Raw genomic sequence first — 23,220 nt, 5'->3', positions numbered from 1 at the left:
TCCCCACTCTTCCGTCTGCGCAGGCCCGAACCCATCCGCCCCGGTACTCATCTCCCCAGCTAGGTACGGATACTCAGCCGTCCGTACTCATGCCCACCCGCCCGCGGCGGCGGGTGGTTACGATCGCGTCCGTGTCCGTACTCCCTCTCGTCTTCACCAGCGGCTGGGCCAGCGGGATCAACGCCTACGCCGTGGTCCTGCTGCTCGGCGTCTTCGGCGCGACCGGACTGACCGACGAGGTGCCCGAGTCACTGCAGCGCACCGATGTCCTGGTCGCCGCGGGTGTGCTGTTCCTGTGCGAGGCGGTGGCGGACAAGATCCCGTACGTGGACTCGATATGGGATGCCGTCCACACGGTGATCCGGCCGGTGGCCGGTGCGGTGGTGGCCGCGCTGCTGGCGGGCGAGAGCGGGTCGCTGCCGGAGCTCGCGGCGGGTGCGGTCGGCGGTTCGACGGCGCTGATGAGCCATCTCGTCAAGGCCGGCACCCGGATGGCTGTCAACACCTCGCCCGAGCCGTTCAGCAATATCGCCGTGAGCACGGCGGAGGACCTGGGCGTCGCCGGGATCATCACCTTCGCGATGTTCCATCCTGTCGCCGCGGCGGTCATCGCGGCCACGCTGCTCGCCCTGGGCATCGTGACAGTGGTCTTCCTGGCCGGCCGGATCCGGCGCTTTCTGCGGCGCAGGGCCCAGCGCCGCGAGGAGAAGCGGCTCGTGCGCACGGGAGTTGTCCACCGGCCTCCGCAATGAGCGCCGGTGGCGGTCGCCCCGTCGCAGCCGTCACGGACAGCGACACCGGACAGCGGTCACCGACGCCCCCGGCCCGGTGCGCCACAGGCGGAGTACTAGGGTCGCGGACATGGCACGGATTGCGGTGATCGGCGCCGGGATGGGCGCGATGGCGGCTGCTGCCCGGCTGGCCGTGGCAGGCCACCGGGTGACGGTGTACGAGCGGTCGGCGACCCACGGCGGCGCGGTGGGCCGCTTCGAACGGGACGGGTTCCGCTTCGACACCGGGCCGGGTCTGCTCCATCTGCCCGCCGTATGGCGGGACTTGTTCGTCAAGACCGGCAAGGAGCCGCTCGAGCAGTGCGTCGAGCTCGTCCAGGTCGACCCCGCGAGCCGGCACCTGTTCGCCGACGGCACGGACGCAACTCTGCCGAACGTCTCGCGGGCCGGGATCGTCTCCGCCCTGGACACCGCGCTGGGTGCGGGCATGGGCGAGCGATGGGGCGAGTTCCTGGGCCGCGCCCGGGACGCCTGGGAGCGTTCGCGCCGCCCGCTGCTGGAGGAGCCGCTGCCCGCCGACCGGGCACGCGTCGCCCAGGATCCCTACCCCGCGCTGCGCCAGGGCCTGATGCGGCGCACCGCCCGCACGCTCGGCGAGGTCGGCAGCCGGGAGCTGCGCGATCCCCGTCTGGCGGCTCTCCTGGACAGCCATGCCCTCGCGTACGGTCTCGATCCTCGCTCGGCACCCGCCTCCGCCGCCGTGCTGCCGTACATGGAGCAGACCTTCGGCAGCTGGTACGTGAAGGGCGGCATCCGGGCGCTCGCGGACGCGGTGTACGAGCGGTGTGTGGCCCGGAAGGTGGAGTTCGTCTTCGGTGCCGCCGTCACGGAGGTGCTGGAGAAGGACGGCCGCGCGGTCGGCCTGGGGCTGGAGCACGACGGCCCGGTGGAGGCGGACCTGGTGGTCGCCGGAGCACCGGTGCCCGCGCTCTTCCGCGACCACGTGGTGCCGTGGGTGCGCCAGGACGAGTGGCCCGCGTGGCAGTCGGCCGTGCGGACGGGCCGGGTCACCGTACTGCTGGCCCTGCGGGGCGCCCGGCCGGCAGAGGCGGTGCACCGCACCGTGGTGCATGCACCGGACTCGGCGGCCGAGTGGGACGCGCTCGCCGCCGGCCGGCCGGCCCGACGGCCCACGGTGACCGTGCTGCGCCCCGACGATCCGCTGCTGCGCCCCGACGACGCCCACGAGACGGTCACGCTGACCGCCACCGTGCCCGGTGAGCTGGGGGGCGAGGACTCCTGGGCGGCGGCTGCCGACGCGTTCGCGGACCGGATGGTGGAAGCGGCCCAAGCGGCGGTGCCCGACCTGCGCGACCGGATCCTGTGGCGCGAGGTGCGCACCCCGGCCGACACCGGCCGTGACACCGGGGTCCGTGAGGTCCCGGCCCCGGCCCTGGCGGGCGCGCGCGGCGCCTTCCTGCCCGCGTCCAACAGCTCCGCGACGCCCGGCCTGTACTTCGCGGGCGGCTGGTCGCACCCGGGCGGCGGTCTGCCCCACGCGGGTATGTCGGGCGCCCTGGTCGCGGGCCTGATCGTGGAGGGAGCGGCTTTCCGCGGCTCCCAGTGACAGCGGGGCGTGGCGGCGTCCGGCTCACGCCCGGCCCGTGACGCGCCCGGGCGGGGGCCCGCCGGCTTCAGAAGCGGTACTGCTGCTCGTTGTAGGCGTCGTAGTCGTACTGGGCCGGCTGGTCCTGCGGCATCGGCGGGACGTACTGCTCGCCCTCGCGCTGCTGCGGCACCCAGACACCCCCGGGCGGGGTCTCGTAGTACTGCTGCTGCGCGTACGGGTCGGCCGGCTGCGTGTACTGCTGCTGGCCGCCGTAACCGTCGTACGTTCCGTAGGCGTTGTACTGCTGCTGGCCTCCGGCCGCGTACGGATCCGCGTACGCGGCGTACTGCTGCTGCGCGTAGTCGTACTGGCCCTCGGGGGCCGGCTGCTGCTGCCCGTAGTCCCCGTAGGCGTCGTACGCCGCGTACCCCTCGCCGTACTGGGCGTAGTTCCCGCTCTCGCTGCGCTCACGCTCGGCCGTGTACGCATCGGCCGTGTAGATGCCGTACTCGCCCGTGTCCTCGGGCATCGGCCGCGTCTGATAGACCTCGGGCTCGCCCTGCTCCCCCGGGTCCGTCCGCTCCATCGCCTCGTCGTCCGGCTCGTACGTGAGGTCGGACACCTCCAGCGTCGGTTCGCGCATGGCCGCTGCGTCCCGCGGCGCGGCCATCTTGCGGCGCCTGCTGACGCCCGGACCGCCGCCCAGCGCCCAGCCGGTCGAGAAACCGCGGCGGAAGGAGAGCGTCACGTAGGTCTGGCCTATCGCGAAGGCGATCGCGCCCAGCGCGATCACCAGCACCGACGGCATCAGGACACCGAGGACCACGCCGAGGAACCCGGCGAAGGCGAGCAGGCGGTAGCGCAGCCTCGCCTTGTACTGCAGCAGTACCTCACCGAGCAGCCACAGCGCGACGATGCCGAACGCGATGTAGAGGACCGTCCAGCCCATGCCCGCCCCTCTCCAGCGGCCGCCGCCCCGGTGCGGGGCGGGTACGACCGGTCACGACTGCTCGTGCAGTCCGAGATTCTCGTAGATTTCGAGCGTCGCCGTGGAGTTGTTGAGGGTGATGAAGTGCAGTCCGGGGACACCCTCGCTGAGCAGCCTTGCGCAGAACTCCGTCGCGAACTCGATGCCAATGGAGCGTACAGCGGCCGGATCGTCCTTGACGGAGAGGATCCTCTCTTTCAGTCCGGGCGGGAACGAGGCATTGCTGAGCTCGGCGAACCGCTCCAGCTGCCTGACGCTGGTGAGCGGCATGATCTCGGGGATGATCGGGGTCTCGCAGCCCGCGGCGGCGACCCGGTCGCGCAGGCTCAGATAGTCCTCGGCCTGGAAGAACATCTGGGTGATCGCATAGTCGGCACCGGCACGGCACTTGTCCACGAAGTGCCGGATGTCCTCTTCCCAGTCGGTGGAGCGCGGATGCATCTCAGGGAAGGCGGCGACGCCGACGCAGAAGTCCCCGGACTCCTTGATCAGCCGGACCAGGTCCGCGGCGTACTCGACACCGGCGGGGTGCTTGACCCACTCGCCCATCGGATCACCCGGCGGGTCTCCCCGGACGGCGAGGATGTTGCGGATCCCCGCGTCCGCATACTGACCGATCATGTTCCGCAGTTCGGCGATGGAGTGATTCACCGCCGTGAGATGGGCGACCGGGGTCAGTGTGGTGTCCGCGGCGATCCGCTCGGTCGCCTTGACCGTGCCCGCCCTGGTGGAGCCGCCGGCACCGTAGGTCACGGAGACGAAGTTCGGGGCCACCGCCTCGACCCTGCGCAGCGCGTTCCACAGGTTCCGCTCGCCCTTTTCCGTTTTGGGCGCCCAGAATTCGAACGAGTAGGAGGTCTTGCCGGTCGCGAGCAGTTCACGCACCGTCAGTGCGTGATCCGTCCTGGTCGAAGCTGTGCCGAGGGCCATACCGGCAGGTTAGCCACGGTCCGCCGGTCCCCCAACAGGATCAGGGAAATATGCCGCTTTTGTCGGGCTCCTGTCCACCCATCGGACACTTTGCGGACACCAGGGGGCGTGCGGCGACTCCCATTACGCGTCCCTTGACGTCACGCGTCCTGCGTTACGCGCCCCTTCACGCGCTCCGCTCCCTGATCCGCTTGGCAAGGTCCGCCGTCGCGGAGCCCGGATCACCGGCCTCGGTGATCGCCCGTACGACGACGATCCTGCGTGCACCGGCATCCAGCACCTGGTCGAGGTTGCCGGCGTCGATCCCGCCGATGGCGAACCAGGGACGGTCACTCCCGATCCCGGCCGCGTACCGCACCAGGTCGAGGCCGGGGGCGTGCCGGCCGGGCTTGGTGGGGGTGGGCCAGCACGGGCCGGTGCAGAAGTAGTCCACGCCGGGCTCGGCCGCAGCGGCGGCCACCTCGGACTCGGCGTGGGTGGAGCGGCCGATGATCACCTCGTCGCCGAGGACGGCCCGTGCGGCCGGGACGGGCAGATCGCCCTGCCCGAGGTGGAGCACGTCCGACCCGATGGCATGCGCGACGTCGGCCCGGTCGTTGACCGCCAGCAGCTTGCTGTGCCGGCGGCAGGCGTCGGCGAAGACCTGGAGGTGCTCCAGCTCCTCACCCGCCTCCATGCCCTTGTCGCGCAGCTGCACGATGTCCACCCCGGCCGCCAGCACCGCGTCCAGGAACGCGGGCAGATCCCCCTGGCGCTTGCGCGCGTCCGTGCACAGATACAGCCGGGCGTCGGACAGCAGAGCGCGTGCGGTGGACATGAGCGGTTCCCCCCATGGGTGAGTGGTGTACGGGCCGGACCGGCCGGCCCGTACACCACGGTCGGCGGATCGGATCAGACGGCGAGCGCCTGGGCCCGGCGCTTCACCTCCGTGCCGCGATTCTCGCCGAGCGCCTGCGCGGGGGTGCCCGGCAGGGTCGGGTCCGGAGTGAAGAGCCACTCCAGCATTTCTTCGTCGGAGAAGCCGTCGTCCCGCAGGAGCGTCAAGGTCCCGGAGAGGCCCTTGACGACCTTCGTGCCGTCGATGAAGGCGGCCGGCACCTGAAGCGTCCGGTTCTCACCGCGGCGCACGGCGATCAGCTGGCCCTCCTTGACCAGCTGCCGCACGCGCGTCACCTCGACATCGAGCATTTCCGCGATGTCCGGCAGGTGAAGCCAGGCGGGGACGAGGGCATCGATCTTTGCGTCAATCTCGGTCACAGGACAAGCCTGCCATCCGGGACTGACAGTCGGTAGCCGGAAGCTATCCGACAGCCGCCTTCAGAGGGACGGACGGGTCCGCCGCCCGCCCCGCGTCGAGGCGCGCGCCGGACTGGATGAGCTTGCGGCCCTGCGCCAGGTCGCGGGCCCTGCCGACGGCCAGCAGGGCGACCAGCGCACCGTCGCGCAGCCACAGCACCGACCAGGTGTCCTGGGTCCGGTCGCCACGCCACAGCAAGGCGTCGGCCGCGGCGTGATGACCGGCGTACTGCACGAAGCGCCCGAACTGCTCGGACCAGAAGTACGGCACCGGGTCGTAGACCTCCGGCTCCGCGCCGCGGGCGTCGGCCATGACATTGGCGGCGACGGTACGCGGACCCTGGAGCGCGTTGTCCCAGTGGTGCACCAGCAGCCGTTCGCCGTAGCGCCCGGAGGGGAAGGAGGCGCAGTCCCCGACGGCGTACACGTCGGGCACGGATGTGCGCAGATACCGGTCGGCCTCGACTGCGCCGTCCGCGCCGAGAGTGATTCCCGAACCGGCGAGGATGCCGGTGGCGGGCCGGGCACCGACGCCGACGACGACCGCGCCGGCCGGGATGTGGCGCCCGTCGGCCAGGGCGACGGAGCCCTCCTCGATCGCGGCCACGCGAGCGCCGGTGACCAGTTCGACGCCGTAATCGGCGTACCACTCGGCCATCGGGGCGGCCACCTGCGCGGGAAGCGCACCGGCCAGCGGCCGGTCGGCGGCCTCGAGAACGGTGACCGCGCAGCCTGCCTCGCGGGCGGCCGTCGCGAACTCGGCACCGATCCAGCCCGCGCCCACGACCACGATCCGGTGCTGCTCCGCCAGGACCGGGCGCAGCCGCGCCGCGTCGTCGAGGGTGCGCAGCAGATGCACCCCGGGCACCCCCTCGGTGCCGGGGAGGGTGATGGGCTCCGCGCCCGTCGCCAGCACCAGGACGTCGTACGGAACGGGCCCGGCGGCCGTGTCCAGTTCATGCGCCGCGGGGCGCACGCCGGTCACCTCCACACCCAGCCTCAGCTCGACCTCGAGCGCCTCGAAGTCGACGTCGAAGGCCGAGCCCTCGGCCTTGCCGAGCAGGACCGCCTTGGAGAGCGGGGGCCTGTCGTACGGCTGGTGGGGTTCGGCACCGATGAGGGTGACGGGGCCGGTGAAGCCCGCCTCGCGCAGGGCCACCGCGGTCTGCACGCCGGCCATGCCCGCGCCGACGACCACCACTCGCCGTACGCCCTGTGCTGTCTGCTGCTCGCTCACCCGACAACCTTACGTACCTGACGGTTCGTCAGGAGGGTTCTTGCTTCAGGACCTGCTGGACGGCGCTCGTCCAGCCGCCCTTCCGGAAGGGCCCGGATCCGGCCCTCTTCCTCGTGGTACGTGACCCCTGGTCCGGGTTCGGGCACGGTCCGAGGACCGGTCCGCCAAGGCTGCCGGCAGGAGTCCGCGGACGGCCTCGGCAGGGCTTCGGCTCCCTTACTTCGCTTCGGGACGTGGGGCTAAGGTGGCCACCGTAAAGCACTCGCGGGAGCCCGGACGGACCGGGCTGAGAGGGAGGCTGGCCGGCCTCCGACCGTACGAACCTGATCCGGGTCATGCCGGCGAAGGGAGGGGCTGGACGCCCATGTCTCGTTCACCAGACGTCCTTGTCATCGGGGGCGGAATCATCGGTCTGGTCACGGCCTGGCGGGCGGCGCAGCGCGGACTGCGTGTGACCGTCGCCGATCCGCAGCCCGGCCGCGGCGCCGCACAGGTCGCGGCCGGCATGCTCGCCGCCGTCACCGAACTCCACTACGGCGAGCAGACCCTGCTCGCCCTCAACCTCGAATCCGCGCGCCGCTACCCCGCGTTCGTCGCCGAAATCGAGGACGCCGCCGGCGAGCGGGTCGGCTACCGCGCCTGCGGCACACTCGCCGTCGCCCTCGACTCCGACGACCGCGCGCATCTGCGCGAACTGCACGCCCTGCAGCGCCGGTCGGGCCTCGATTCGCAGTGGCTGACGGGCCGCGAGTGCCGCCGCCTCGAGCCGATGCTCGCACCCGGTGTGCGCGGCGGCCTTCGGGTGGACGGTGACCACCAGGTCGATCCGCGGCGGCTGGCGGCGGCTCTGCTCAAGGCCTGTGAGCGGGCCGGCGTCGAACTGCGCCGTACGTGGGCCGAACGCCTCGTGGTGGTCGGCGACCGGGCGGTGGGCGCGACGCTCGCCGACGGGTCGGAGCTCGGCGCGGACCAGGTGGTGCTGGCGGGCGGCAGCCTGAGCGGCCGGCTGGCGGGCGTACCGGACGATGTGCTGCCCCCGGTGCGGCCGGTGAAGGGCCAGGTGCTGCGGCTGACCGTACCGCGCGCGTACGCGCCGTTCCTGTCGCGCACCGTGCGGGCGGTGGTGCGCGGCAGCCACGTCTATCTCGTGCCGCGCGAGGACGGCGAGCTGGTCGTCGGCGCGACCAGCGAGGAGCTCGGCTGGGACACGACCGTCACCGCGGGCGGGGTGTACGAGCTCCTGCGCGACGCCCACGAGCTCGTGCCCGGGATCACCGAGCTGCCCCTCACCGAGACGCTCGCCGGGCTGCGGCCGGGGTCCCCCGACAACGCCCCGCTGCTCGGCCCGACCGCTCTGCCCGGTCTGCTGCTGGCCACCGGCCACCACCGCAACGGGGTGCTGCTCACGCCGGTCACCGGCGATGCGCTGTCCGCCGCGCTGACGGACGGCGAACTGCCGCACGAGGCCCGCCCCTTCACGCCCCGCCGCTTCTCCCCCGTCCCCCAGGAGCAGCCCGCATGAACGTCTCCGTACTGAAGGTGTCCGTCAACGGCGAGGCCCGCGAGTGCGCCGCCGGCACCACTTTGGACGCGCTCGTCGCCGCGCTCACGGCCGCCCCGTCCGGGGTCGCCGCCGCCGTCAACGAGACCGTCGTGCCGCGCAGCCGGTGGGCGGGCACCCGGCTCGGCGACGGAGACCGCGTCGAGGTCCTCACCGCCGTGCAGGGGGGCTGACGCCATGGCCGACGACCGTCTCACCATCGGCGGAACCACCTTCACCTCCCGCCTGATCATGGGCACGGGCGGAGCGCCCAGCCTCGATGTGCTCGAACGTTCCCTGGTCGCGAGCGGCACCGAACTGACCACCGTTGCCATGCGCCGTCTCGACCCGACCGTCCAGGGCTCGGTGCTGTCCGTCCTGACCCGGCTGGGCATCCAGGTGCTGCCGAACACGGCGGGCTGTTTCACGGCCGGCGAGGCGGTGCTCACGGCCCGCCTCGCCCGCGAGGCCCTCGGCACCGACTGGATCAAGCTCGAGGTCGTCGCGGACGAGCGCACGCTGCTCCCCGACCCGGTCGAGCTGCTGGACGCGGCGGAGGTCCTGGTCGACGACGGGTTCACGGTGCTGCCGTACACGAACGACGATCCGGTGCTCGCGCGGAAGCTGGAGGACGTGGGCTGTGCGGCGGTCATGCCGCTGGGCTCACCGATCGGGTCCGGCCTCGGCATCCGCAATCCGCACAACTTCGAGCTGATCGTCGAGCAGGCGCGGGTACCGGTGGTGCTGGACGCGGGGGCGGGCACCGCTTCGGACGCGGCGCTGGCGATGGAGCTGGGATGCGCGGCGGTGATGCTGGCGTCGGCGGTCACGCGGGCGCAGGAACCGGTGCTGATGGCGGAGGCGATGCGGCACGCCGTGGAGGCCGGGCGCCTGGCGTACCGGGCCGGCCGGATCCCGCGGCGCCACTTCGCCGAGGCGTCCTCGCCCCACGAGGGGCGTGCGGCACTGGATCCGGAGCGGCCGGCGTTCTGAGGCGGGACGGCTCCGCTCCCGGGCGGACCCGGGAGCGGGGCCCGGGACCGCTGCACGCTGTCACAGCTCGGCTTCAGTACCGCTGCGGTCCTGCCAGACCCGTAAACCCCTGTCCGTCACGGATCGTAGACTCGACGGCGTGGATACGACCCTTCAGGACCCCCTCGTCGGGCAGGTGCTCGACGGCCGCTACCGAGTCGATGAGCGCATCGCCGTCGGCGGCATGGCCACGGTCTACCGGGCCGTCGACACCCGTCTCGACCGGGTGCTCGCCCTCAAGGTGATGCACCCCGACCTCGCCACCGACGCCTCCTTCGTGGAGCGCTTCATCCGAGAGGCCAAGTCCGTGGCGCGGCTGGCCCACCCCAATGTGGTGGCGGTCTTCGACCAGGGAGCCGAGGGCGCGTACGTCTATCTGGCGATGGAGTACGTGGCCGGGTGCACGCTGCGCGACGTGGTGCGCGAGCGCGGGGCGCTCCAGCCGCGCGCCGCGCTCGACATCCTGGAGCCCGTGCTCGCGGCGCTCGGCGCCGCGCACCGGGCCGGGTTCGTGCACCGGGACATGAAGCCGGAGAACGTGCTGATAGGGGACGACGGCCGGGTGAAGGTCGCGGACTTCGGCCTCGTACGGGCGGTCGGCTCGGTGACCAACACCTCCGGCACGGTGCTCGGCACGGTCTCCTATCTCGCTCCCGAGCAGATCGAGCACGGCACCGCCGACACCCGCGCGGACGTGTACGCCTGCGGCGTCGTCCTCTACGAGATGCTGACCGGCACGAAGCCGCACACCGGTGACACACCGGCCCAGGTGCTCTTCCAGCACCTGAACGAGGACGTCCCGGCGCCCTCCGCACGCTTTCCCGGCCTCGCCGTCGAGCTCGACGAGCTGGTGTCGAGCGCCACGGCCCGCAACCCCGATGTGCGCCCGTACGACGCGGTGGCGCTGCTGGCCCAGGTACGGGGGGCGCGGGCGGCACTCAGCGAGGAGCAGCTGGACGCGGTGTCGCCGCAGGCGCTCGCCGGCGAGGGCGGCGTCCTGGCGGCGGCGCCCTCCGAGGACCGTACGGATGTGATCCCGCGGGTGGTGCCGCACGAGGAGCCGGGGGCCAGTCACACCGCCCGGCTGGCCATGCCGTCGGCGCCGCCGTCCGCACCGCCACGGCCGGCCCGCCCTGCCGTCCCCCGGCGGGGTGTGATCGCGGCGGTGGTCGCGGTACTGCTGGCCCTCGGGATCGGCACGGGTGTCTGGTACATCAACTCAGGACAGTTCACCCGCGTCCCGGCACTGATCGGCAAGACCGAGCAGGACGCCAGGCAGGCGCTGAAGAAGGCCGGACTCGAGGTGAAGCAGGTCCGCCGCGACTTCAGCGAGACGGCGGCACGCGGCACGGTCATCAGGTCCGAGCCCGGCACGAACGAGCGCATCCGCGGCAACGGCTCGGTGACGATCATCGTCTCGCGCGGCCCGGAGATCGTGAAGGTCCCCGAGCTGAAGGGCAAGCCGCTCGCCCAGGCGCAGCGCGAGCTGCGCAAGGTCGGACTCGCGCCGGGCGTGATCACCAAGCGGTTCGACGACGGGGTCCCGCAGGGCGCCGTGATCAGCACGGAGCCGGGCGCGGGCAGCGGCCGCAGCCCCGACACCGCGGTCTCACTGGTGGTCAGCAAGGGCACCCCGATCGACGTCCCGGACGTGACCGGGGAGTCCGTCCAGGACGCAACCAGCACGCTGGAGGACGCCGGGCTGAAGGTCAAGGTCGCCGCCGAGCAGATCCACTCGCCCGAGGACGCGGGCACGGTCGCGCGGCAGTCGGCGGGCGAGGGCAGCCGGCTCGCGCGCGGTGACACCGTCACGCTGACCGTCTCCAAGGGCCCGCGGATGATCGAGGTCCCCGATGTCGTCGGCGACAACGTGGACGACGCCACCAGCGCCCTGGAATCGGCAGGCTTCGAGGTGGAGGTCGAGAAGAACTTCCCGTTCCTCGGCGACGAGGTCGCGAGCCAGTCCGTGGCGGGCGGCGACGAGGCTCCCGAGGGCAGCACGATCACGATCAAGACCAAGGGACTGTAGCCGGATGCGCAACCCCGTCGGCGGCCATGTCCCCGTGGCCGGCGGTCTGGCGAGGACCGGGCTCGCCTACGCCCGGGAGCTGGAGGCGGAGACCGTCCAGGTCTTCGTCGCCAATCCGCGGGGGTGGGCGACGCCCGCAGGCAACCCCGCGCAGGACGAGCTGTTCCGCGCCGAGTGCGCCGCCGACTGCATGTCCGCGTGGGTCCATGCCCCGTATCTGATCAACTTCGGCTCGCACACCGAGGCCACGGCCGAAAGGTCGGTGGAGTCGCTGCGGCACTCGCTGCGCAGGGGGCGCCAGATCGGGGCGCGGGGCGTCGTGGTCCACACGGGCTCGGCGACCGGAGGCCGCTCCCGCGAGGTGGCGCTGGCGCAGGTCCGGGAGCGGATGCTGCCGCTGCTGGACGAGCTGACGCACGACGACGATCCGTTTCTGCTGCTGGAGTCGACGGCGGGCCAGGGCTTCTCGCTCTGCTCGAAGGCCTCGGACTTCGGTCCGTACTTCGATGCCCTTGACCACCATCCCAAGCTGGGCGTCTGTCTGGACACCTGTCATGTCTTCGCGGCCGGTCACGATCTGACCGGGCCGGACGGGATGACCCGGATGCTGGACCAGCTGGTGGACACGGTCGGCGAGGGACGGCTGAAGCTGATCCACGCCAATGACTCGAAGGACGTGGCGGGGGCGCACAAGGACCGTCACGCGAACATCGGCGCGGGTCACATCGGCGAGGAGCCGTTCCGCGCGCTCATGTCCCACCCGGCGACGGAGGGGGTGCCGCTGATCATCGAGACCCCCGGTGGCAAGGAAGGGCACGCGGCCGACGTGGCACGGTTGAAGAAGCTTCGCTGATTCCGCCCCTCTGAGGGAATACCCCTGGGGGGTATATCGTTCCTACTGTCGGCAGGAACCGCTACCTGACGATGGGGGCACAGCCATGGAGCACGACACGCACACCGGGCACACCGCGCAGCACGCGCCCCACGAGCACCACCGCCCCGGACCCGTCAGCTGGCCTGCGGCCGCCCGGGCCACCCTGCACTGCCTCACCGGATGCGCCATCGGCGAGGTGCTCGGCATGGTCATCGGTACGGCGCTGGGCTGGGGCAACGCCCCGACGATGATCCTCGCGATCGCACTGGCGTTCCTCTTCGGCTACACCCTGACCCTCTGGGCGGTCACACGCGCGGGACTGGGCCTGAAGGCCGCCATCGGCGTCGCACTCGCCGCCGACACCCTCTCGATCATCGTGATGGAGACCGTCGACAACGGCGTCCTGCTGCTCGTCCCCGGCGCGATGGACGCCCACCTCTCGGACGGACTGTTCTGGAGCACCCTGGCCCTGGCCTTCTTCGCCGCCTTCCTGATCACCACACCCGTCAACAAGTGGCTGATCGGCCGCGGCAAAGGCCACGCCGTGGTCCACCGGTACCACCGCTGACGCCGGGGCCACGATCCGCCCCGACGGACGAGGGATCCGCCCTTACAGCTCGGGACCCTCCCCCGGCTCCTCCTGGTACGAGTAGCGCTGCTCGCGCCACGGGTCGCCGATGTTGTGATAGCCGCGCTCCTCCCAGAAGCCGCGGCGGTCGGCGGTCATGTACTCCACGCCCCGGACCCATTTGGGTCCCTTCCAGGCGTACAGATGCGGGACCACGAGCCGCAGCGGAAAGCCGTGCTCCGCAGTGAGCAGCTCACCGTCCTTGTGGGTGGCGAACATCGTGCGCTCGGCGAGGAAGTCGGAAAGCCGGAGATTGGCGCTGAAGCCGTACTCGGCCCACACCATGACATGGGTGACGGCCGGGGCCGGCGGGGCGAGTTCGACGATCGTCCGGGCGGGCACACCGCCCCATTCGGCTCCCAGCATGCTGAATTTCGTGACGCAGTGCAGATCGGCGACGACGGTGGAAAAGGGCAGTGCCGAGAATTCCTCGTGATTCCAGCAGCGCTTGTCACCGTCGGCGGTGGCGCCGAAGACCCTGAACTCCCAGCGGTCCGGCTTGAACTTGGGTACGGGGCCGTAGTGGGTGACCGGCCAGCCTCGCTGCAGTCGCTGTCCCGGCGGAAGCCCGGACTCCTCTGATGCGCGGTATTCCCGGCTTTCCGGCTGACCCATGCCATCAATGGTGACAGACCAGCAGGGGTGGTCATGACCAGGTCTGGGCCGATTCGGGCAACTCGTAGTAAGGAGGCACTTACTGGACTGCCCCCGATCACGGTGCGAGGATGCGCCCACCTGCCCAGTCACACGCGCGGAAGGAGCCTCTGCGATGCAGGGCGATCCCGAGGTCATCGAGTTCCTCAATGAGCAGCTGACTGCCGAATTGACCGCGATCAACCAGTATTTCCTGCACGCGAAGATGCAGGAGAACTTCGGCTGGACGAAGCTCGCCAAGTACACCCGGGCCGAGTCCTTCGACGAGATGAAGCATGCGGAGGTCCTGACCGACCGCATCCTCTTTCTCGAGGGCCTGCCGAATTACCAGCGGTTGTTCCATGTGCGCATCGGGCAGACGGTCACCGAGATGTTCCAGGCCGACCGGCAGGTCGAGGTGGAGGCGATCGACCGCCTCAAGCGGGGCATCGAGGTCATGCGCACCAAGGGCGACATCACATCGGCGAACATCTTCGAGTCGATCCTCGCGGACGAGGAGCACCACATCGACTATCTCGACACCCAGCTCGAGCTGGTGGAGAAGCTCGGTGAGGCGCTGTACATCGCCCAGCTGATCGAGCAGCCGGAGAGCTAGAAGCTGCCGGGCGGCCGTCGGGCGGATCAGGCCTCAGGCGGCTTCGCCGAGTTCACGGCCGGACTCGGGGTCGGCGGTCAGGACGACGGCGCCGTTGCCCTGGTCGAGCAGTTCACGGCGGGGGCAGGCGCCCCGGCCGAGGATCCCCTGGATCCTGCGTACGCACGATCCGCAGTCGGTGCCGGCCTTCGAGACGGACGCGATCTGGCGGGGGGTGCAGGCGCCGGCCGCCGCGTGCTCCTTGACCTGCTTCTCCGTGATGCCGAAGCACGAGCAGACGTACACGCGGTTCACCTCCCGGCGGGATGAAGCGGATCGACGGTGCGGAATCGATGGGGCGCCGTCCCGACTAATCGGTGAGGCTAACCTAACCTTACCCGCCGCTCGCGGAAGTCAAAAGCCCTGAATATGCCGCTGGGGCGTGGATCACATCGATCCACGCCCCAGCGTTGTTGATCCCTCACTACTGGTCGCGGTACATCTCCGCGACCAGGAAGGCCAGGTCCAGCGACTGGCTGCGGTTCAGCCGGGGGTCACAGGCCGTCTCGTAGCGCTGGTGCAGATCGTCGACGAAGATCTCGTCGCCGCCGCCCACGCACTCGGTGACGTCGTCACCGGTGAGCTCGACATGGATGCCGCCCGGGTGGGTGCCCAGCGCCTTGTGGACCTCGAAGAACCCCTTGACCTCGTCGAGCACGTCGTCGAAGCGGCGGGTCTTGTGGCCGGAGGCCGCCTCGAAGGTGTTGCCGTGCATCGGGTCGGTCACCCAGGCGACGGTCGCACCGGAGGCGGTGACCTTCTCGACCAGCTCCGGGAGCTTGTCCCGGACCTTGTCGGCGCCCATGCGGACGATGAAGGTCAGCCGGCCCGGCTCGCGGTCCGGGTCCAGGCGGTCGATGTACTGCAGCGCGTCGTCGACCGTGGTGGTGGGGCCGAGCTTGATGCCGATCGGGTTGCGGATCTTCGACGCGAACTCGATGTGCGCGCCGTCCAGCTGACGGGTGCGCTCGCCGATCCAGACCATGTGGCCCGAGACGTCGTAGAGTTGCCCCGTGCGCGAGTCCACGCGGGTCAGCGCCGACTCGTAGTCCAGCAGCAGCGCCTCGTGGGAGGCGTAGAACTCGACCGTGCGGAACTCCGCCGGGTCGGTGCCACAGGCCTTCATGAAGTTCAGCGCGTTGTCGATCTCGCGGGCGAGCTGCTCGTAGCGCTGGCCGGACGGGGACGACTTCACGAAGTCCTGGTTCCAGGCGTGCACCTGGCGCAGGTCGGCGTAACCACCGGTGGTGAAGGCGCGCACCAGGTTGAGCGTCGAGGCGGAGGCGTTGTACATCCGCTTGAGGCGCTCGGGGTCCGGGAAGCGGGCCTCTTCGGTGAAGTCGAAGCCGTTGACGGAGTCGCCCCGGTAGGTCGGGAGCGTGACGCCGTCGCGGGTCTCGGTCGGCTTGGAGCGCGGCTTGGAGTACTGGCCGGCGATCCGGCCGACCTTCACGACCGGCACGGACGCGGCGTACGTCAGCACCGCACCCATCTGGAGCAGGGTCTTGAGCTTCGCGCGGACGTGCTCCGCGCCGACGGCGTCGAAGGATTCGGCGCAGTCGCCGCCCTGCAGCAGGAACGCCTCACCACGGGCGACGGCTCCCATACGGGCGCGCAGCTGGTCGCATTCGCCCGCGAAGACGAGCGGGGGATAGCTCGCGAGGTCCGCGATCACATCGCGCAGAGCCTCGGCATCGGGGTACTCGGGCTGCTGCGCCGCGGGCAGGTCTCGCCAGGTCGCCATGGCGGCGACGGCTTGGGAATCAGCGTTCACGGTCACCACTCAACAGTACGTGGTCCCGCGGACCGGGACCGTCGGCGCCCGCCTGGTGAGACAGACCGGTCGGAACCGTCTCACCACGGCGTCCCGTACGGCTGCAGGGCACGCCGGGTCATGCGCTAAGATCCGCGTCATGTTCGCGCTGCAGACCCAGAGCTGGTGGTGGACCGCATTCCGGCGGCCCACCTCCTGATCGCGCGCACACCGATCGCGAAGGCCGCCCGAGGGGCGGCCTTCAGTGTTTCCCGGACCGTGATCCGGAAAGCGGCGGCCGTTCCTCCCACTCGGAAGGAACCATCCGATGCCCATCAGCAGACTCCTCGACGACGACTGCCCGCCCTTCGCCCTGCTGCGCCGCCGCACACCGGGCCGTGACCACGACACCGTCGAGGTACTGATCGGCCGGGTCCATACGGCCGAGCGCCTCGCCGACATCCCGGTCACCGACCGTCCCTCGCTCGCCCTGGTCCCGTTCCGCCAGATCGCGGAACGCGGCTTCGACGTACGCGACGACGGCACGCCGCTGTCGGTGCTGGTCGCCGACGAGTGCCAAGAACTGCCGCTCGCCGAGGCCCTCGAGGTCCTGCCGAAGCATGCCGTACAGGTGGAGGACGGAAGCTTCGACGTCGGCGACGAGGAGTACGCCGGCATCGTCCGCCGGGTCGTGGAGGACGAGATCGGCCAGGGCGAGGGCGCGAACTTCGTCATCCGCCGCACCTTCACCGGACAGATCCCCGGCTTCGGCCGGGCCGACGCGCTGGCGCTGTTCCGGCGGCTGCTGGCGGGCGAGCGGGGCGCGTACTGGACCTTCGTCGTGCACACGGGCACGAGGACGCTCGTCGGCGCGAGCCCCGAGGTCCATGTGCGGATGAGCGGCGGCACGGTCGTGATGAACCCCATCAGCGGTACGTTCCGCTATCCGCCCGAGGGTCCGACCCCCGAGGCGCTGCTCGGCTTCCTCGCCGACCGCAAGGAGCGCGAGGAGCTCTCCATGGTCGTCGACGAGGAGCTGAAGATGATGTGCACCGTGGGCGACATGGGCGGCGTCGTGATCGGGCCGCGGCTCAAGGAGATGGCCCATCTGGCGCACACCGAGTACGAGTTGCGGGGCCGTACGTCGCTGGATGTGCGGGAGGTGCTGCGGGAGACCATGTTCGCCGCCACGGTGACCGGATCCCCGGTACAGAACGCCTGCCGGGTCATCGAGCGCCATGAGGTGGGCGGCCGCGGCTACTACGCGGGCGCGCTGGCGCTGATCGGCACGGACGCGGGCGGTTCGCAGACCCTCGACTCCCCCATCCTGATCCGTACCGCCGACATCGACGCCGCGGGCGGGCTGCGGGTGCCGGTCGGCGCGACACTGGTGCGGCACTCCGACCCGGCGGGCGAGGTCGCCGAGACGCACGCCAAGGCGGCCGGCGTACTGGCCGCTCTGGGGGTGCGGCCCGGCCGCGGGGACGAGCAGCAGGCCGTGCCGCGCCTTGCCGAAGATCCTCGGGTACGGGAGGCACTCGACGCCCGGCGCGCCGATCTCGCGCCGTTCTGGCTGCGGATGCAGGACCGGTCCGCGCCGACCGGCAGGCGCGCCCTGGTCGTCGACGGCGAGGACACGTTCACCGCGATGCTGGCGCATCTGCTGCGTTCGACCGGCCTGGAGGTGACCGTGCTGCGCTACGACGAGCCGGGCCTGCAGGAGCGCGTGCGCGCGCACGACGGGCCGGTGGTGCTCGGCCCCGGCCCCGGTGATCCGGCCGACGCGGACGACCCGAAGATGCGCCTCCTCAGGACGCTCACCGCCGAGTTGCTGCGCGAGCACGGCAGCGGGCTGCTGGGGGTGTGCCTCGGCCATGAGCTGATCGCGGCGGAACTGGGCCTGGACATCGTCCGCAAGGACGCGCCGTACCAGGGTGCGCAGGAGCGGATCGAGTTCTTCGGCCGCGAGGAGACGGTCGGCTTCTACAACAGCTTCACGGCGCGCTGCGACGAGACGGCGGCGGCGCGGCTGCTGGCGCGGCACGCGGTGGAGGTCAGCCGGGACGGGGTGACGGGCGATGTCCACGGGCTGCGCGGAGAGGCGTTCGCCTCGGTGCAGTTCCACCCCGAGTCGGTGCTGACGCTGGACGGCGCGGGCATCGTGGCCGAACTGCTCGCGGGGGTTCCCCTGGGGCAGCGGTAACGGGCCGGCCCGAACGCCTACGGCGCAGCGGGGACCAACACGTTCTCGCTGCGCCGTCCGGCCATGTGGTCCTCGATGTTGCGGACCGTCGTCGCGACGATCTGGCCGACCGCGTCCTTCGTGTAGTACGCCTGGTGCGAGGTCACCAGGACGTTCGGGAACGTCATCAGGCGGGCGAGCGTGTCGTCCGTGACGGCCTCCAGGGACTTGTCGAGGAAGAACAGTCCGGCCTCCGCCTCGTACACATCGAGTCCGACGCCCGTGAAGCGGCCCTTGCGCAGTTCGGCGACGAGGGCGTCGGTGTCGATCAGGCCGCCGCGACTGGAGTTCACCAGGATCGCGTCGTCCTTCATCGCACGCAGCGCCTCGGCGCCGATCAGACGCCGGGTCCCGGGCAGCAGCGGCACATGCAGGCTGATCAGATCGGCGGCGGCGAACAGCTCCTGCTTCTCGACGTACTTCATGCCGAGCCCGACGCAGGCGGGGTTCTCGGTGATGTCCCAGCCCAGCAGTCGCATGCCGAAGCCGTGGGCGATCCGGGTGAAGGCCTCGCCGATCCGGCCGGTGCCGAGCACCCCGGCGGTGCGGCCGTGCAGGTCGCGGCCCATCAGGCCGTTCAGCCGGAAGTCGAAGTCGCGGGTGCGGCCCGCGGCCCGGACGATGCGCCGGTTGACGGCGAGCGCGAGGGCCCAGGCGAATTCCGCGACCGAGTGGGGCGAGTAGGACGAGACCCGGGCGACGGTGAGGCCGAGCCGCTCGGCGACGTCGAGATCGATGTTGTTGAAGCCGGTGGAGCGCTGGGCGATCATCGTCGTCCCGCCGACGGCGAGGGTCTGCAGCACCTGGGCGCTCAGCCGGCAGTTCACGCTCGTGGAGATCGATTCGTGGCCGGCGGCGATGGGGGCCGTGTCCTCGGTGAGGAAGACGTCCAGACAGTGGATCCCGTGGTGCCCCTTGAACGCCTTTTCGAGGAGAGGCTGCTCGTCGGCCTGGACACCGAAGGCTAGGATTTCCATGGTTTCTCCCGGAGTACGATGCCATGGGCCGGATGTCGCGAACGGCTCCGGACTGTCGCGAACATACGGCCCACGGCTCACGGACGCGTCCCGCCCTGCCGCTCTCCGGGTCAGCCGAAGAAGACGCCGACCTCCTGGTAGAGCGCGGGCTCGACCGTCTTCAGCCTGGCCGTCGCCTCGGCGATCGGCACCCGCACGATGTCGGTGCCCCGCAGCGCGACCATCTTTCCGAAGTCCTCCTCCCGCACGGCGTCGATCGCGTGCAGCCCGAAGCGGGTGGCCAGCCAGCGGTCGAAGGCGCTCGGGGTGCCACCGCGCTGGACATGGCCGAGGACCGTGGTGCGGGCCTCCTTGCCGGTACGGCTCTCGATCTCCTTGGCCAGCCACTCCCCGACACCGGAGAGCCGGACATGGCCGAACGAGTCCAGGGAGCCGTCCTTGAGCACCGCCTCGCCGTCCTTGGGCATGGCACCCTCGGCGACCACCACGATCGGGGCGTAACTGGCCTTGAAGCGGGAGGTCACCCAGGCGCAGACCTGGTCGACGTCGAAGCGCTGCTCGGGGATGAGGATGACATTGGCGCCGCCGGCCAGCCCGGAGTGCAGGGCGATCCAGCCGGCGTGACGGCCCATCACCTCGACCACGAGAACCCGCATATGGGACTCGGCAGTGGTGTGCAGCCGGTCGATGGCCTCGGTGGCGATGCCGACCGCGGTGTCGAAGCCGAAGGTGTAGTCGGTCGCGGACAGGTCGTTGTCGATGGTCTTGGGCACCCCGACGCACCTGATGCCGAACTCGTCGTGCAGCCGCGCCGCGACGCCGAGCGTGTCCTCGCCGCCGATCGCGACCAGGGCGTCCACCTCGTGCTTGACGAGGTTCTCCTTGATCCGGCGGACGCCGTTCTCCACCTTGAACGGGTTGGTTCGCGACGAGCCGAGGATGGTGCCCCCGCGGGGCAGGATGCCGCGTACGGCGGGGATGTCGAGGGGGAGGGTGTCGCCTTCGAGGGGCCCTCGCCAGCCGTCCCGGTAGCCGACGAACTCGTACGCGTACTCCTGCACACCCTTGCGGACGAGTCCGCGGATGACCGCATTGAGGCCGGGGCAGTCGCCGCCCCCGGTCAGTACTCCGACGCGCATGGAAAACTTCCCTTCACCTGGTGAGCGTGATGACCGTCACGCTAATGGTGATCCAGGTCACTCAGGGATGGGGCGAACGGTCAATTCCTGTACGTCACACGTCGGTTGACCGACCGTCTTTCACTCGTACGGGTAAGGCCCGCGGCCGGGCTCGCCAACTCGGGCCCCCCAGGCGGCCGGACGGTCAGGCGTCGTCCAGGCCGCGCTCGATCGCATACCGCACCAGCTCCACGCGGTTGTGGAGCTGGAGCTTGCCGAGCGTGTTCTGGACATGGTTCTGGACCGTGCGGTGCGAGATGACCAGCCGCTCGGCGATCTGCTTGTACGACAGCCCCTTGGCGACCAGCCGGAGTACCTCGGTCTCCCGGTCGGTCAGCTGCGGCGCCTTCGGCTCGCCGGGCCCGACGGACGGGACGGGCTCGGAGGCGAGGCGGCGGTACTCGCCGAGCACCAGCCCCGCGAGGCCCGGCGTGAAGACGGGGTCGCCGACCGCGGTGCGCCGCACCGCGTCCGTCAGTTCCTCCGTGCTGGCCGACTTCAGCAGATAGCCGGTGGCGCCGGACTTCACCGCCTCCAGGACATCCGCGTGCTCACCACTGGCGGACAGCACCAGGACCCGCAGCGCGGGCAGCGAGCCGACGAGCTCCTTGCACACCTGGACGCCCGGCATCCCGGGCAGGTTCAGGTCGAGCACGAGCACGTCCGGCACGACGGCGCCCGCACGGCGCACCGCCTGCGGACCGTCGCCCGCCGTGGCGACGACGTCGAACCCGGCCGCGGCCAGGTCGCGGGCGACCGCGTCCCGCCACATCGGGTGGTCGTCGACGACCATCACCTTGATCGTCTGCTGGTCCGTCATGTGCCTGCCTTCCCCCGTGGAACCTTCAGTTCGACTTCTGTGCCCTGACCCGGGACCGAGATCAGCTCGGCGGTCCCGCCGAGGTCCCGCAGCCGGCCGCGGATGGACATCGCGACCCCCATCCGCCCCTCCCCCTCGGCCTGCGCCAGCCTGCCGTCCGGGATGCCCGGTCCGTCGTCCCGGACCGTCACCACCACCTCGTCCGGCCAGTCCTCGACCAGGATCCAGGCCTGGGCGTCCTCGCCGGCATGCCTGCGGACATTGTCCAGGGCGGCGCCGACGGCTGCCGCCAGTTCGCGTGCCGCGGGCGCATCGAGCAGCACCGGGGCACCCGGCTCGGACAGGGTCACCTTCGACCCGGCGTGCGAGGCGAGCAGGGTGCGCAGATCGTGCGGGCGCGCCGGCTCGTCGTCGTCGGGCACCTCCACGACCCGTACGACGGCTCCCTGCGACTCGTCCTCCGAGACACGGGATGCGGTCACCAGGCCGCCCGCGACCAGGGTGCGCAGGGCCACCTCCTGCTCGCCCGCCATCCGGCCGAGCTCGGCGGCCTCGCCGCCCAGCGCCGTACCGCGCCGCTGCACCATGGCCAGCACCTGGAGCACGCTGTCGTGGATGTCCCGGGCCAGGCGCTCCCGCTCGCGGGTCGCGGCCTCGATCTCCAGGGCGCGGGCGAGGGTGCGCTCGGAGGCGCGGGCCACCTCGACGACGTATCCGATGGCGATGGAGGCGACCCAGACGAGCAGGACGTTGTGGAACGTGTCCCGGCTGGGCTCACCGCGCTCGACGATGTTGGCGACCGCGACGAAGGACGAGGCGACCCCGGCCCAGCGCCAGCCGCCCTTGATGGCGAAGGCGAGGACCGAGCCCGCCGTCCATATCGACGGCAGGGTCGGGCCGTCGACCTGCTGGGCGTGGGCGTCGGCGAGGGGCGTGAGCATGATGCCGGTGAGGGCGATCGTCAGATCGGCGACCAGGAAGCCCTTGGTGCAGCTCGCCGCGCCCGTCACCTTGTGGAGCGTGGCGAGCGTCCAGACGGACATCACCGCGAGAAACGCGATCGCGATCCCGGGGCGCTCGAAGTTCTGCCGGGTGAAGAGGAACAGCAGTACCGCGTAGATCATCGTCAGGACGCGGTACGCGGTCAGGGCACGCCACAGCGGCACCTCCACCGACATCCGCACGACACGCTCGCGCCTGGCCATCTCCCTACCCCACCCCTGACCGACGGCGCGGCTAGGCAGCCGGCCGGTGCGACTTCTTCTGGGCCTTCTCGGCCTCCGCGCGGGCCGTCTTCTCGGCCTTCTCGGCCTCGGCGATCTGGCGCTTGGCGGCCGTCGCGTAGATGTCCACGTACTCCTGGCCCGAAAGCTTCATGATCTCGTACATGACCTCGTCGGTCACCGAGCGCAGGATGAAGCGGTCGTGCTCCATGCCGTGGTAGCGGCTGAAGTCCAGCGGCTTGCCGATCCGGATCCCCGGGCGCATGAGCTTGGGGATCACCTTGCCGGGCGGCTGGATCTTCTCGGTGTCGATCATCGCGACCGGGATCACCGGCGCGCCGGTGGCGAGCGCCACGCGCGCGAGGCCCCCGGGCTTGCCGCGGTAGAGGCGGCCGTCCGGGGAACGGGTGCCCTCCGGGTAGATCCCGAAGAGACCCCCGGACTCGATGACCTGGATACCGGCCTTGATCGCCGCCTCGCCGGCGCCGCGGGCGCCCGAGCGGTCCACCGGCAGCTGTCCGACGCCCTTGAAGAAGGCGGCGGTGAGCTTGCCCTTCACACCCGGCGAGGTGAAGTACTCGGCCTTGGCGATGAAGGTCACCTTGCGGTCGAGGACCGCCGGGAGGAAGAACGAGTCCGAGAACGACAGGTGGTTGCTCGCGAGGATGGCGGGCCCCTCGGCGGGAATGTTCTCCAGACCCTCCACCCAGGGCCTGAAGGCAAGCTTCAGCGAGCCTCCGATGGAGAACTTCATTGCGCCGTACATCAACTCGGGTGCCTCCTGTGTGCTGTCGAACAGACCCTAACCCGTGGTGGGCCCGGCGCCGCCGCCCCGGGGTCGGCCG

Annotated in this window: 23 protein-coding genes and 1 riboswitch; of the genes, 10 read left to right on the top strand and 13 right to left on the bottom strand. The window is 71.0% G+C overall.

The annotated features are described in order from the left end of the window. Positions 1 to 131 precede the first annotated feature (131 nt). Positions 132 to 752: a DUF4126 domain-containing protein gene (locus OHS70_RS27595; protein ID WP_328401640.1), complete on the top strand. Its 621-nt coding sequence runs from the start codon at positions 132 to 134 to the stop codon at positions 750 to 752. Between the two features lie 109 nt (positions 753 to 861). Then, positions 862 to 2,358: a phytoene desaturase family protein gene (locus OHS70_RS27590; protein WP_328401638.1), complete on the top strand. Its 1,497-nt coding sequence runs from the start codon at positions 862 to 864 to the stop codon at positions 2,356 to 2,358. Positions 2,359 to 2,425: 67 nt separating this feature from the next. Here OHS70_RS27590 and OHS70_RS27585 read toward each other — a convergent pair whose 3' ends face one another. From OHS70_RS27585 to OHS70_RS27565, 5 genes are all read right to left on the bottom strand, one after another. Continuing rightward, positions 2,426 to 3,289 carry a hypothetical protein gene (locus OHS70_RS27585; RefSeq protein ID WP_328401636.1) on the bottom strand — a complete coding sequence of 288 codons (864 nt, stop codon included), beginning with the start codon at positions 3,287 to 3,289 and terminating at the stop codon, positions 2,426 to 2,428. A 51-nt stretch (positions 3,290 to 3,340) separates the two neighbouring features. Continuing rightward, the gene (gene metF, locus OHS70_RS27580; protein WP_328401634.1) at positions 3,341 to 4,258 is read right to left on the bottom strand and encodes a methylenetetrahydrofolate reductase [NAD(P)H]; all 918 of its coding nucleotides are present in this window, start codon (positions 4,256 to 4,258) and stop codon (positions 3,341 to 3,343) included. A gap of 166 nt (positions 4,259 to 4,424) precedes the next feature. Beyond that, positions 4,425 to 5,075 carry a thiamine phosphate synthase gene (thiE, locus tag OHS70_RS27575; protein ID WP_328401632.1) on the bottom strand — a complete coding sequence of 217 codons (651 nt, stop codon included), beginning with the start codon at positions 5,073 to 5,075 and terminating at the stop codon, positions 4,425 to 4,427. Between the two features lie 74 nt (positions 5,076 to 5,149). After that, positions 5,150 to 5,515 carry an Rv2175c family DNA-binding protein gene (locus OHS70_RS27570; protein WP_328401630.1) on the bottom strand — a complete coding sequence of 122 codons (366 nt, stop codon included), beginning with the start codon at positions 5,513 to 5,515 and terminating at the stop codon, positions 5,150 to 5,152. Between the two features lie 43 nt (positions 5,516 to 5,558). Continuing rightward, a complete protein-coding gene (locus OHS70_RS27565; RefSeq protein WP_328405942.1) occupies positions 5,559 to 6,734 on the bottom strand; it encodes an NAD(P)/FAD-dependent oxidoreductase in 1,176 nt (391 codons plus the stop codon). Positions 6,735 to 7,045: 311 nt separating this feature from the next. Further along, positions 7,046 to 7,158: riboswitch (TPP riboswitch) on the top strand. Here OHS70_RS27565 and thiO point away from each other — a divergent pair. From thiO to OHS70_RS27535, 6 genes are all read left to right on the top strand, one after another. After that, complete coding sequence (thiO, locus tag OHS70_RS27560; protein ID WP_328401628.1) at positions 7,156 to 8,313, top strand: glycine oxidase ThiO; 1,158 nt, start codon at positions 7,156 to 7,158, stop codon at positions 8,311 to 8,313. (Overlaps the previous riboswitch by 3 nt.) Then, positions 8,310 to 8,525, top strand: coding sequence for a sulfur carrier protein ThiS (gene thiS, locus OHS70_RS27555; RefSeq protein ID WP_328401626.1), 216 nt, complete (start codon positions 8,310 to 8,312; stop codon positions 8,523 to 8,525). Before thiO ends, thiS begins: the two co-directional genes overlap by 4 nt. A gap of 4 nt (positions 8,526 to 8,529) precedes the next feature. Beyond that, on the top strand, positions 8,530 to 9,324 hold the full coding sequence (locus tag OHS70_RS27550) for a thiazole synthase (RefSeq protein ID WP_328401624.1): 795 nt from the start codon (positions 8,530 to 8,532) through the stop codon (positions 9,322 to 9,324). Between the two features lie 139 nt (positions 9,325 to 9,463). Continuing rightward, entirely contained in the window at positions 9,464 to 11,392 is a 1,929-nt protein-coding gene (gene pknB / locus OHS70_RS27545) for a Stk1 family PASTA domain-containing Ser/Thr kinase (protein ID WP_328401622.1), read from the top strand. Positions 11,393 to 11,396: 4 nt separating this feature from the next. Next, positions 11,397 to 12,245: a deoxyribonuclease IV gene (locus tag OHS70_RS27540; protein ID WP_328401620.1), complete on the top strand. Its 849-nt coding sequence runs from the start codon at positions 11,397 to 11,399 to the stop codon at positions 12,243 to 12,245. 85 nt (positions 12,246 to 12,330) lie between these two features. Beyond that, positions 12,331 to 12,834 carry a DUF4396 domain-containing protein gene (locus OHS70_RS27535; RefSeq protein WP_328401618.1) on the top strand — a complete coding sequence of 168 codons (504 nt, stop codon included), beginning with the start codon at positions 12,331 to 12,333 and terminating at the stop codon, positions 12,832 to 12,834. A gap of 42 nt (positions 12,835 to 12,876) precedes the next feature. Here OHS70_RS27535 and OHS70_RS27530 read toward each other — a convergent pair whose 3' ends face one another. Then, positions 12,877 to 13,509, bottom strand: a complete 633-nt coding sequence (locus tag OHS70_RS27530) for a sulfite oxidase-like oxidoreductase (RefSeq protein ID WP_328401616.1) — start codon at positions 13,507 to 13,509, stop codon at positions 12,877 to 12,879. A 154-nt stretch (positions 13,510 to 13,663) separates the two neighbouring features. Here OHS70_RS27530 and bfr point away from each other — a divergent pair, with 154 nt between their 5' ends. Continuing rightward, the gene (gene bfr / locus OHS70_RS27525; protein WP_328401614.1) at positions 13,664 to 14,143 is read left to right on the top strand and encodes a bacterioferritin; all 480 of its coding nucleotides are present in this window, start codon (positions 13,664 to 13,666) and stop codon (positions 14,141 to 14,143) included. 33 nt (positions 14,144 to 14,176) lie between these two features. Here the strand turns inward: bfr and OHS70_RS27520 are convergent, their stop codons facing one another. Both OHS70_RS27520 and OHS70_RS27515 read right to left on the bottom strand, forming a co-directional pair. Next, positions 14,177 to 14,437: a (2Fe-2S)-binding protein gene (locus tag OHS70_RS27520; protein WP_328401612.1), complete on the bottom strand. Its 261-nt coding sequence runs from the start codon at positions 14,435 to 14,437 to the stop codon at positions 14,177 to 14,179. A 169-nt stretch (positions 14,438 to 14,606) separates the two neighbouring features. Next, positions 14,607 to 15,926, bottom strand: coding sequence for a class II 3-deoxy-7-phosphoheptulonate synthase (locus OHS70_RS27515; protein WP_443062763.1), 1,320 nt, complete (start codon positions 15,924 to 15,926; stop codon positions 14,607 to 14,609). A gap of 337 nt (positions 15,927 to 16,263) precedes the next feature. On the opposite strand from OHS70_RS27515, the gene OHS70_RS27510 reads away from it, so the two are divergent. Continuing rightward, positions 16,264 to 18,138 (top strand): anthranilate synthase family protein, encoded by a 1,875-nt coding sequence (locus OHS70_RS27510; RefSeq protein ID WP_328401610.1) that lies wholly within the window; start codon positions 16,264 to 16,266, stop codon positions 18,136 to 18,138. Between the two features lie 17 nt (positions 18,139 to 18,155). On the opposite strand, the gene OHS70_RS27505 is transcribed toward OHS70_RS27510, so the two are convergent. From OHS70_RS27505 to OHS70_RS27485, 5 genes are all read right to left on the bottom strand, one after another. Then, positions 18,156 to 19,154, bottom strand: coding sequence for a 2-hydroxyacid dehydrogenase (locus tag OHS70_RS27505; protein ID WP_328401608.1), 999 nt, complete (start codon positions 19,152 to 19,154; stop codon positions 18,156 to 18,158). A 110-nt stretch (positions 19,155 to 19,264) separates the two neighbouring features. Continuing rightward, entirely contained in the window at positions 19,265 to 20,293 is a 1,029-nt protein-coding gene (locus OHS70_RS27500; protein WP_328401606.1) for a 6-phosphofructokinase, read from the bottom strand. Positions 20,294 to 20,477: 184 nt separating this feature from the next. Continuing rightward, complete coding sequence (locus OHS70_RS27495) at positions 20,478 to 21,152, bottom strand: response regulator transcription factor (protein WP_328401604.1); 675 nt, start codon at positions 21,150 to 21,152, stop codon at positions 20,478 to 20,480. Further along, a complete protein-coding gene (gene macS, locus OHS70_RS27490) occupies positions 21,149 to 22,357 on the bottom strand; it encodes a MacS family sensor histidine kinase (RefSeq protein ID WP_328401602.1) in 1,209 nt (402 codons plus the stop codon). The genes OHS70_RS27495 and macS overlap by 4 nt, the downstream gene beginning before the upstream one ends. A 31-nt stretch (positions 22,358 to 22,388) precedes the next feature. Further along, a complete protein-coding gene (locus tag OHS70_RS27485; RefSeq protein WP_328405938.1) occupies positions 22,389 to 23,129 on the bottom strand; it encodes a lysophospholipid acyltransferase family protein in 741 nt (246 codons plus the stop codon). Positions 23,130 to 23,220 lie beyond the last annotated feature (91 nt).

The organism is Streptomyces sp. NBC_00390, assembly GCF_036057275.1.
GTDB lineage: Bacteria > Actinomycetota > Actinomycetes > Streptomycetales > Streptomycetaceae > Streptomyces.
The sequence above is the reverse complement of the archived record's forward strand: the minus strand, read 5'-3'. Positions and strand labels throughout refer to the sequence as shown.

What these genes read in the sequence shown, in the direction of transcription:
- thiE (WP_328401632.1), bottom strand. Translation starts at nt 5,075, where the DNA reads ATGTCCACCGCACGCGCTCTGCTGTCCGACGCCCGGCTGTATCTGTGC.
- OHS70_RS27550 (WP_328401624.1), top strand. Translation starts at nt 8,530, where the DNA reads ATGGCCGACGACCGTCTCACCATCGGCGGAACCACCTTCACCTCCCGC.
- OHS70_RS27565 (WP_328405942.1), bottom strand. Translation starts at nt 6,734, where the DNA reads ATGGCCGGCGTGCAGACCGCGGTGGCCCTGCGCGAGGCGGGCTTCACC.
- OHS70_RS27495 (WP_328401604.1), bottom strand. Translation starts at nt 21,152, where the DNA reads ATGACGGACCAGCAGACGATCAAGGTGATGGTCGTCGACGACCACCCG.
- OHS70_RS27510 (WP_328401610.1), top strand. Translation starts at nt 16,264, where the DNA reads ATGCCCATCAGCAGACTCCTCGACGACGACTGCCCGCCCTTCGCCCTG.
- bfr (WP_328401614.1), top strand. Translation starts at nt 13,664, where the DNA reads ATGCAGGGCGATCCCGAGGTCATCGAGTTCCTCAATGAGCAGCTGACT.
- OHS70_RS27515 (WP_443062763.1), bottom strand. Translation starts at nt 15,926, where the DNA reads ATGGCGACCTGGCGAGACCTGCCCGCGGCGCAGCAGCCCGAGTACCCC.
- thiO (WP_328401628.1), top strand. Translation starts at nt 7,156, where the DNA reads ATGTCTCGTTCACCAGACGTCCTTGTCATCGGGGGCGGAATCATCGGT.
- thiS (WP_328401626.1), top strand. Translation starts at nt 8,310, where the DNA reads ATGAACGTCTCCGTACTGAAGGTGTCCGTCAACGGCGAGGCCCGCGAG.
- macS (WP_328401602.1), bottom strand. Translation starts at nt 22,357, where the DNA reads ATGGCCAGGCGCGAGCGTGTCGTGCGGATGTCGGTGGAGGTGCCGCTG.
- OHS70_RS27500 (WP_328401606.1), bottom strand. Translation starts at nt 20,293, where the DNA reads ATGCGCGTCGGAGTACTGACCGGGGGCGGCGACTGCCCCGGCCTCAAT.
- OHS70_RS27530 (WP_328401616.1), bottom strand. Translation starts at nt 13,509, where the DNA reads ATGGGTCAGCCGGAAAGCCGGGAATACCGCGCATCAGAGGAGTCCGGG.
- OHS70_RS27505 (WP_328401608.1), bottom strand. Translation starts at nt 19,154, where the DNA reads ATGGAAATCCTAGCCTTCGGTGTCCAGGCCGACGAGCAGCCTCTCCTC.
- OHS70_RS27540 (WP_328401620.1), top strand. Translation starts at nt 11,397, where the DNA reads ATGCGCAACCCCGTCGGCGGCCATGTCCCCGTGGCCGGCGGTCTGGCG.
- OHS70_RS27590 (WP_328401638.1), top strand. Translation starts at nt 862, where the DNA reads ATGGCACGGATTGCGGTGATCGGCGCCGGGATGGGCGCGATGGCGGCT.
- OHS70_RS27485 (WP_328405938.1), bottom strand. Translation starts at nt 23,129, where the DNA reads ATGAAGTTCTCCATCGGAGGCTCGCTGAAGCTTGCCTTCAGGCCCTGG.
- OHS70_RS27585 (WP_328401636.1), bottom strand. Translation starts at nt 3,289, where the DNA reads ATGGGCTGGACGGTCCTCTACATCGCGTTCGGCATCGTCGCGCTGTGG.
- metF (WP_328401634.1), bottom strand. Translation starts at nt 4,258, where the DNA reads ATGGCCCTCGGCACAGCTTCGACCAGGACGGATCACGCACTGACGGTG.
- OHS70_RS27535 (WP_328401618.1), top strand. Translation starts at nt 12,331, where the DNA reads ATGGAGCACGACACGCACACCGGGCACACCGCGCAGCACGCGCCCCAC.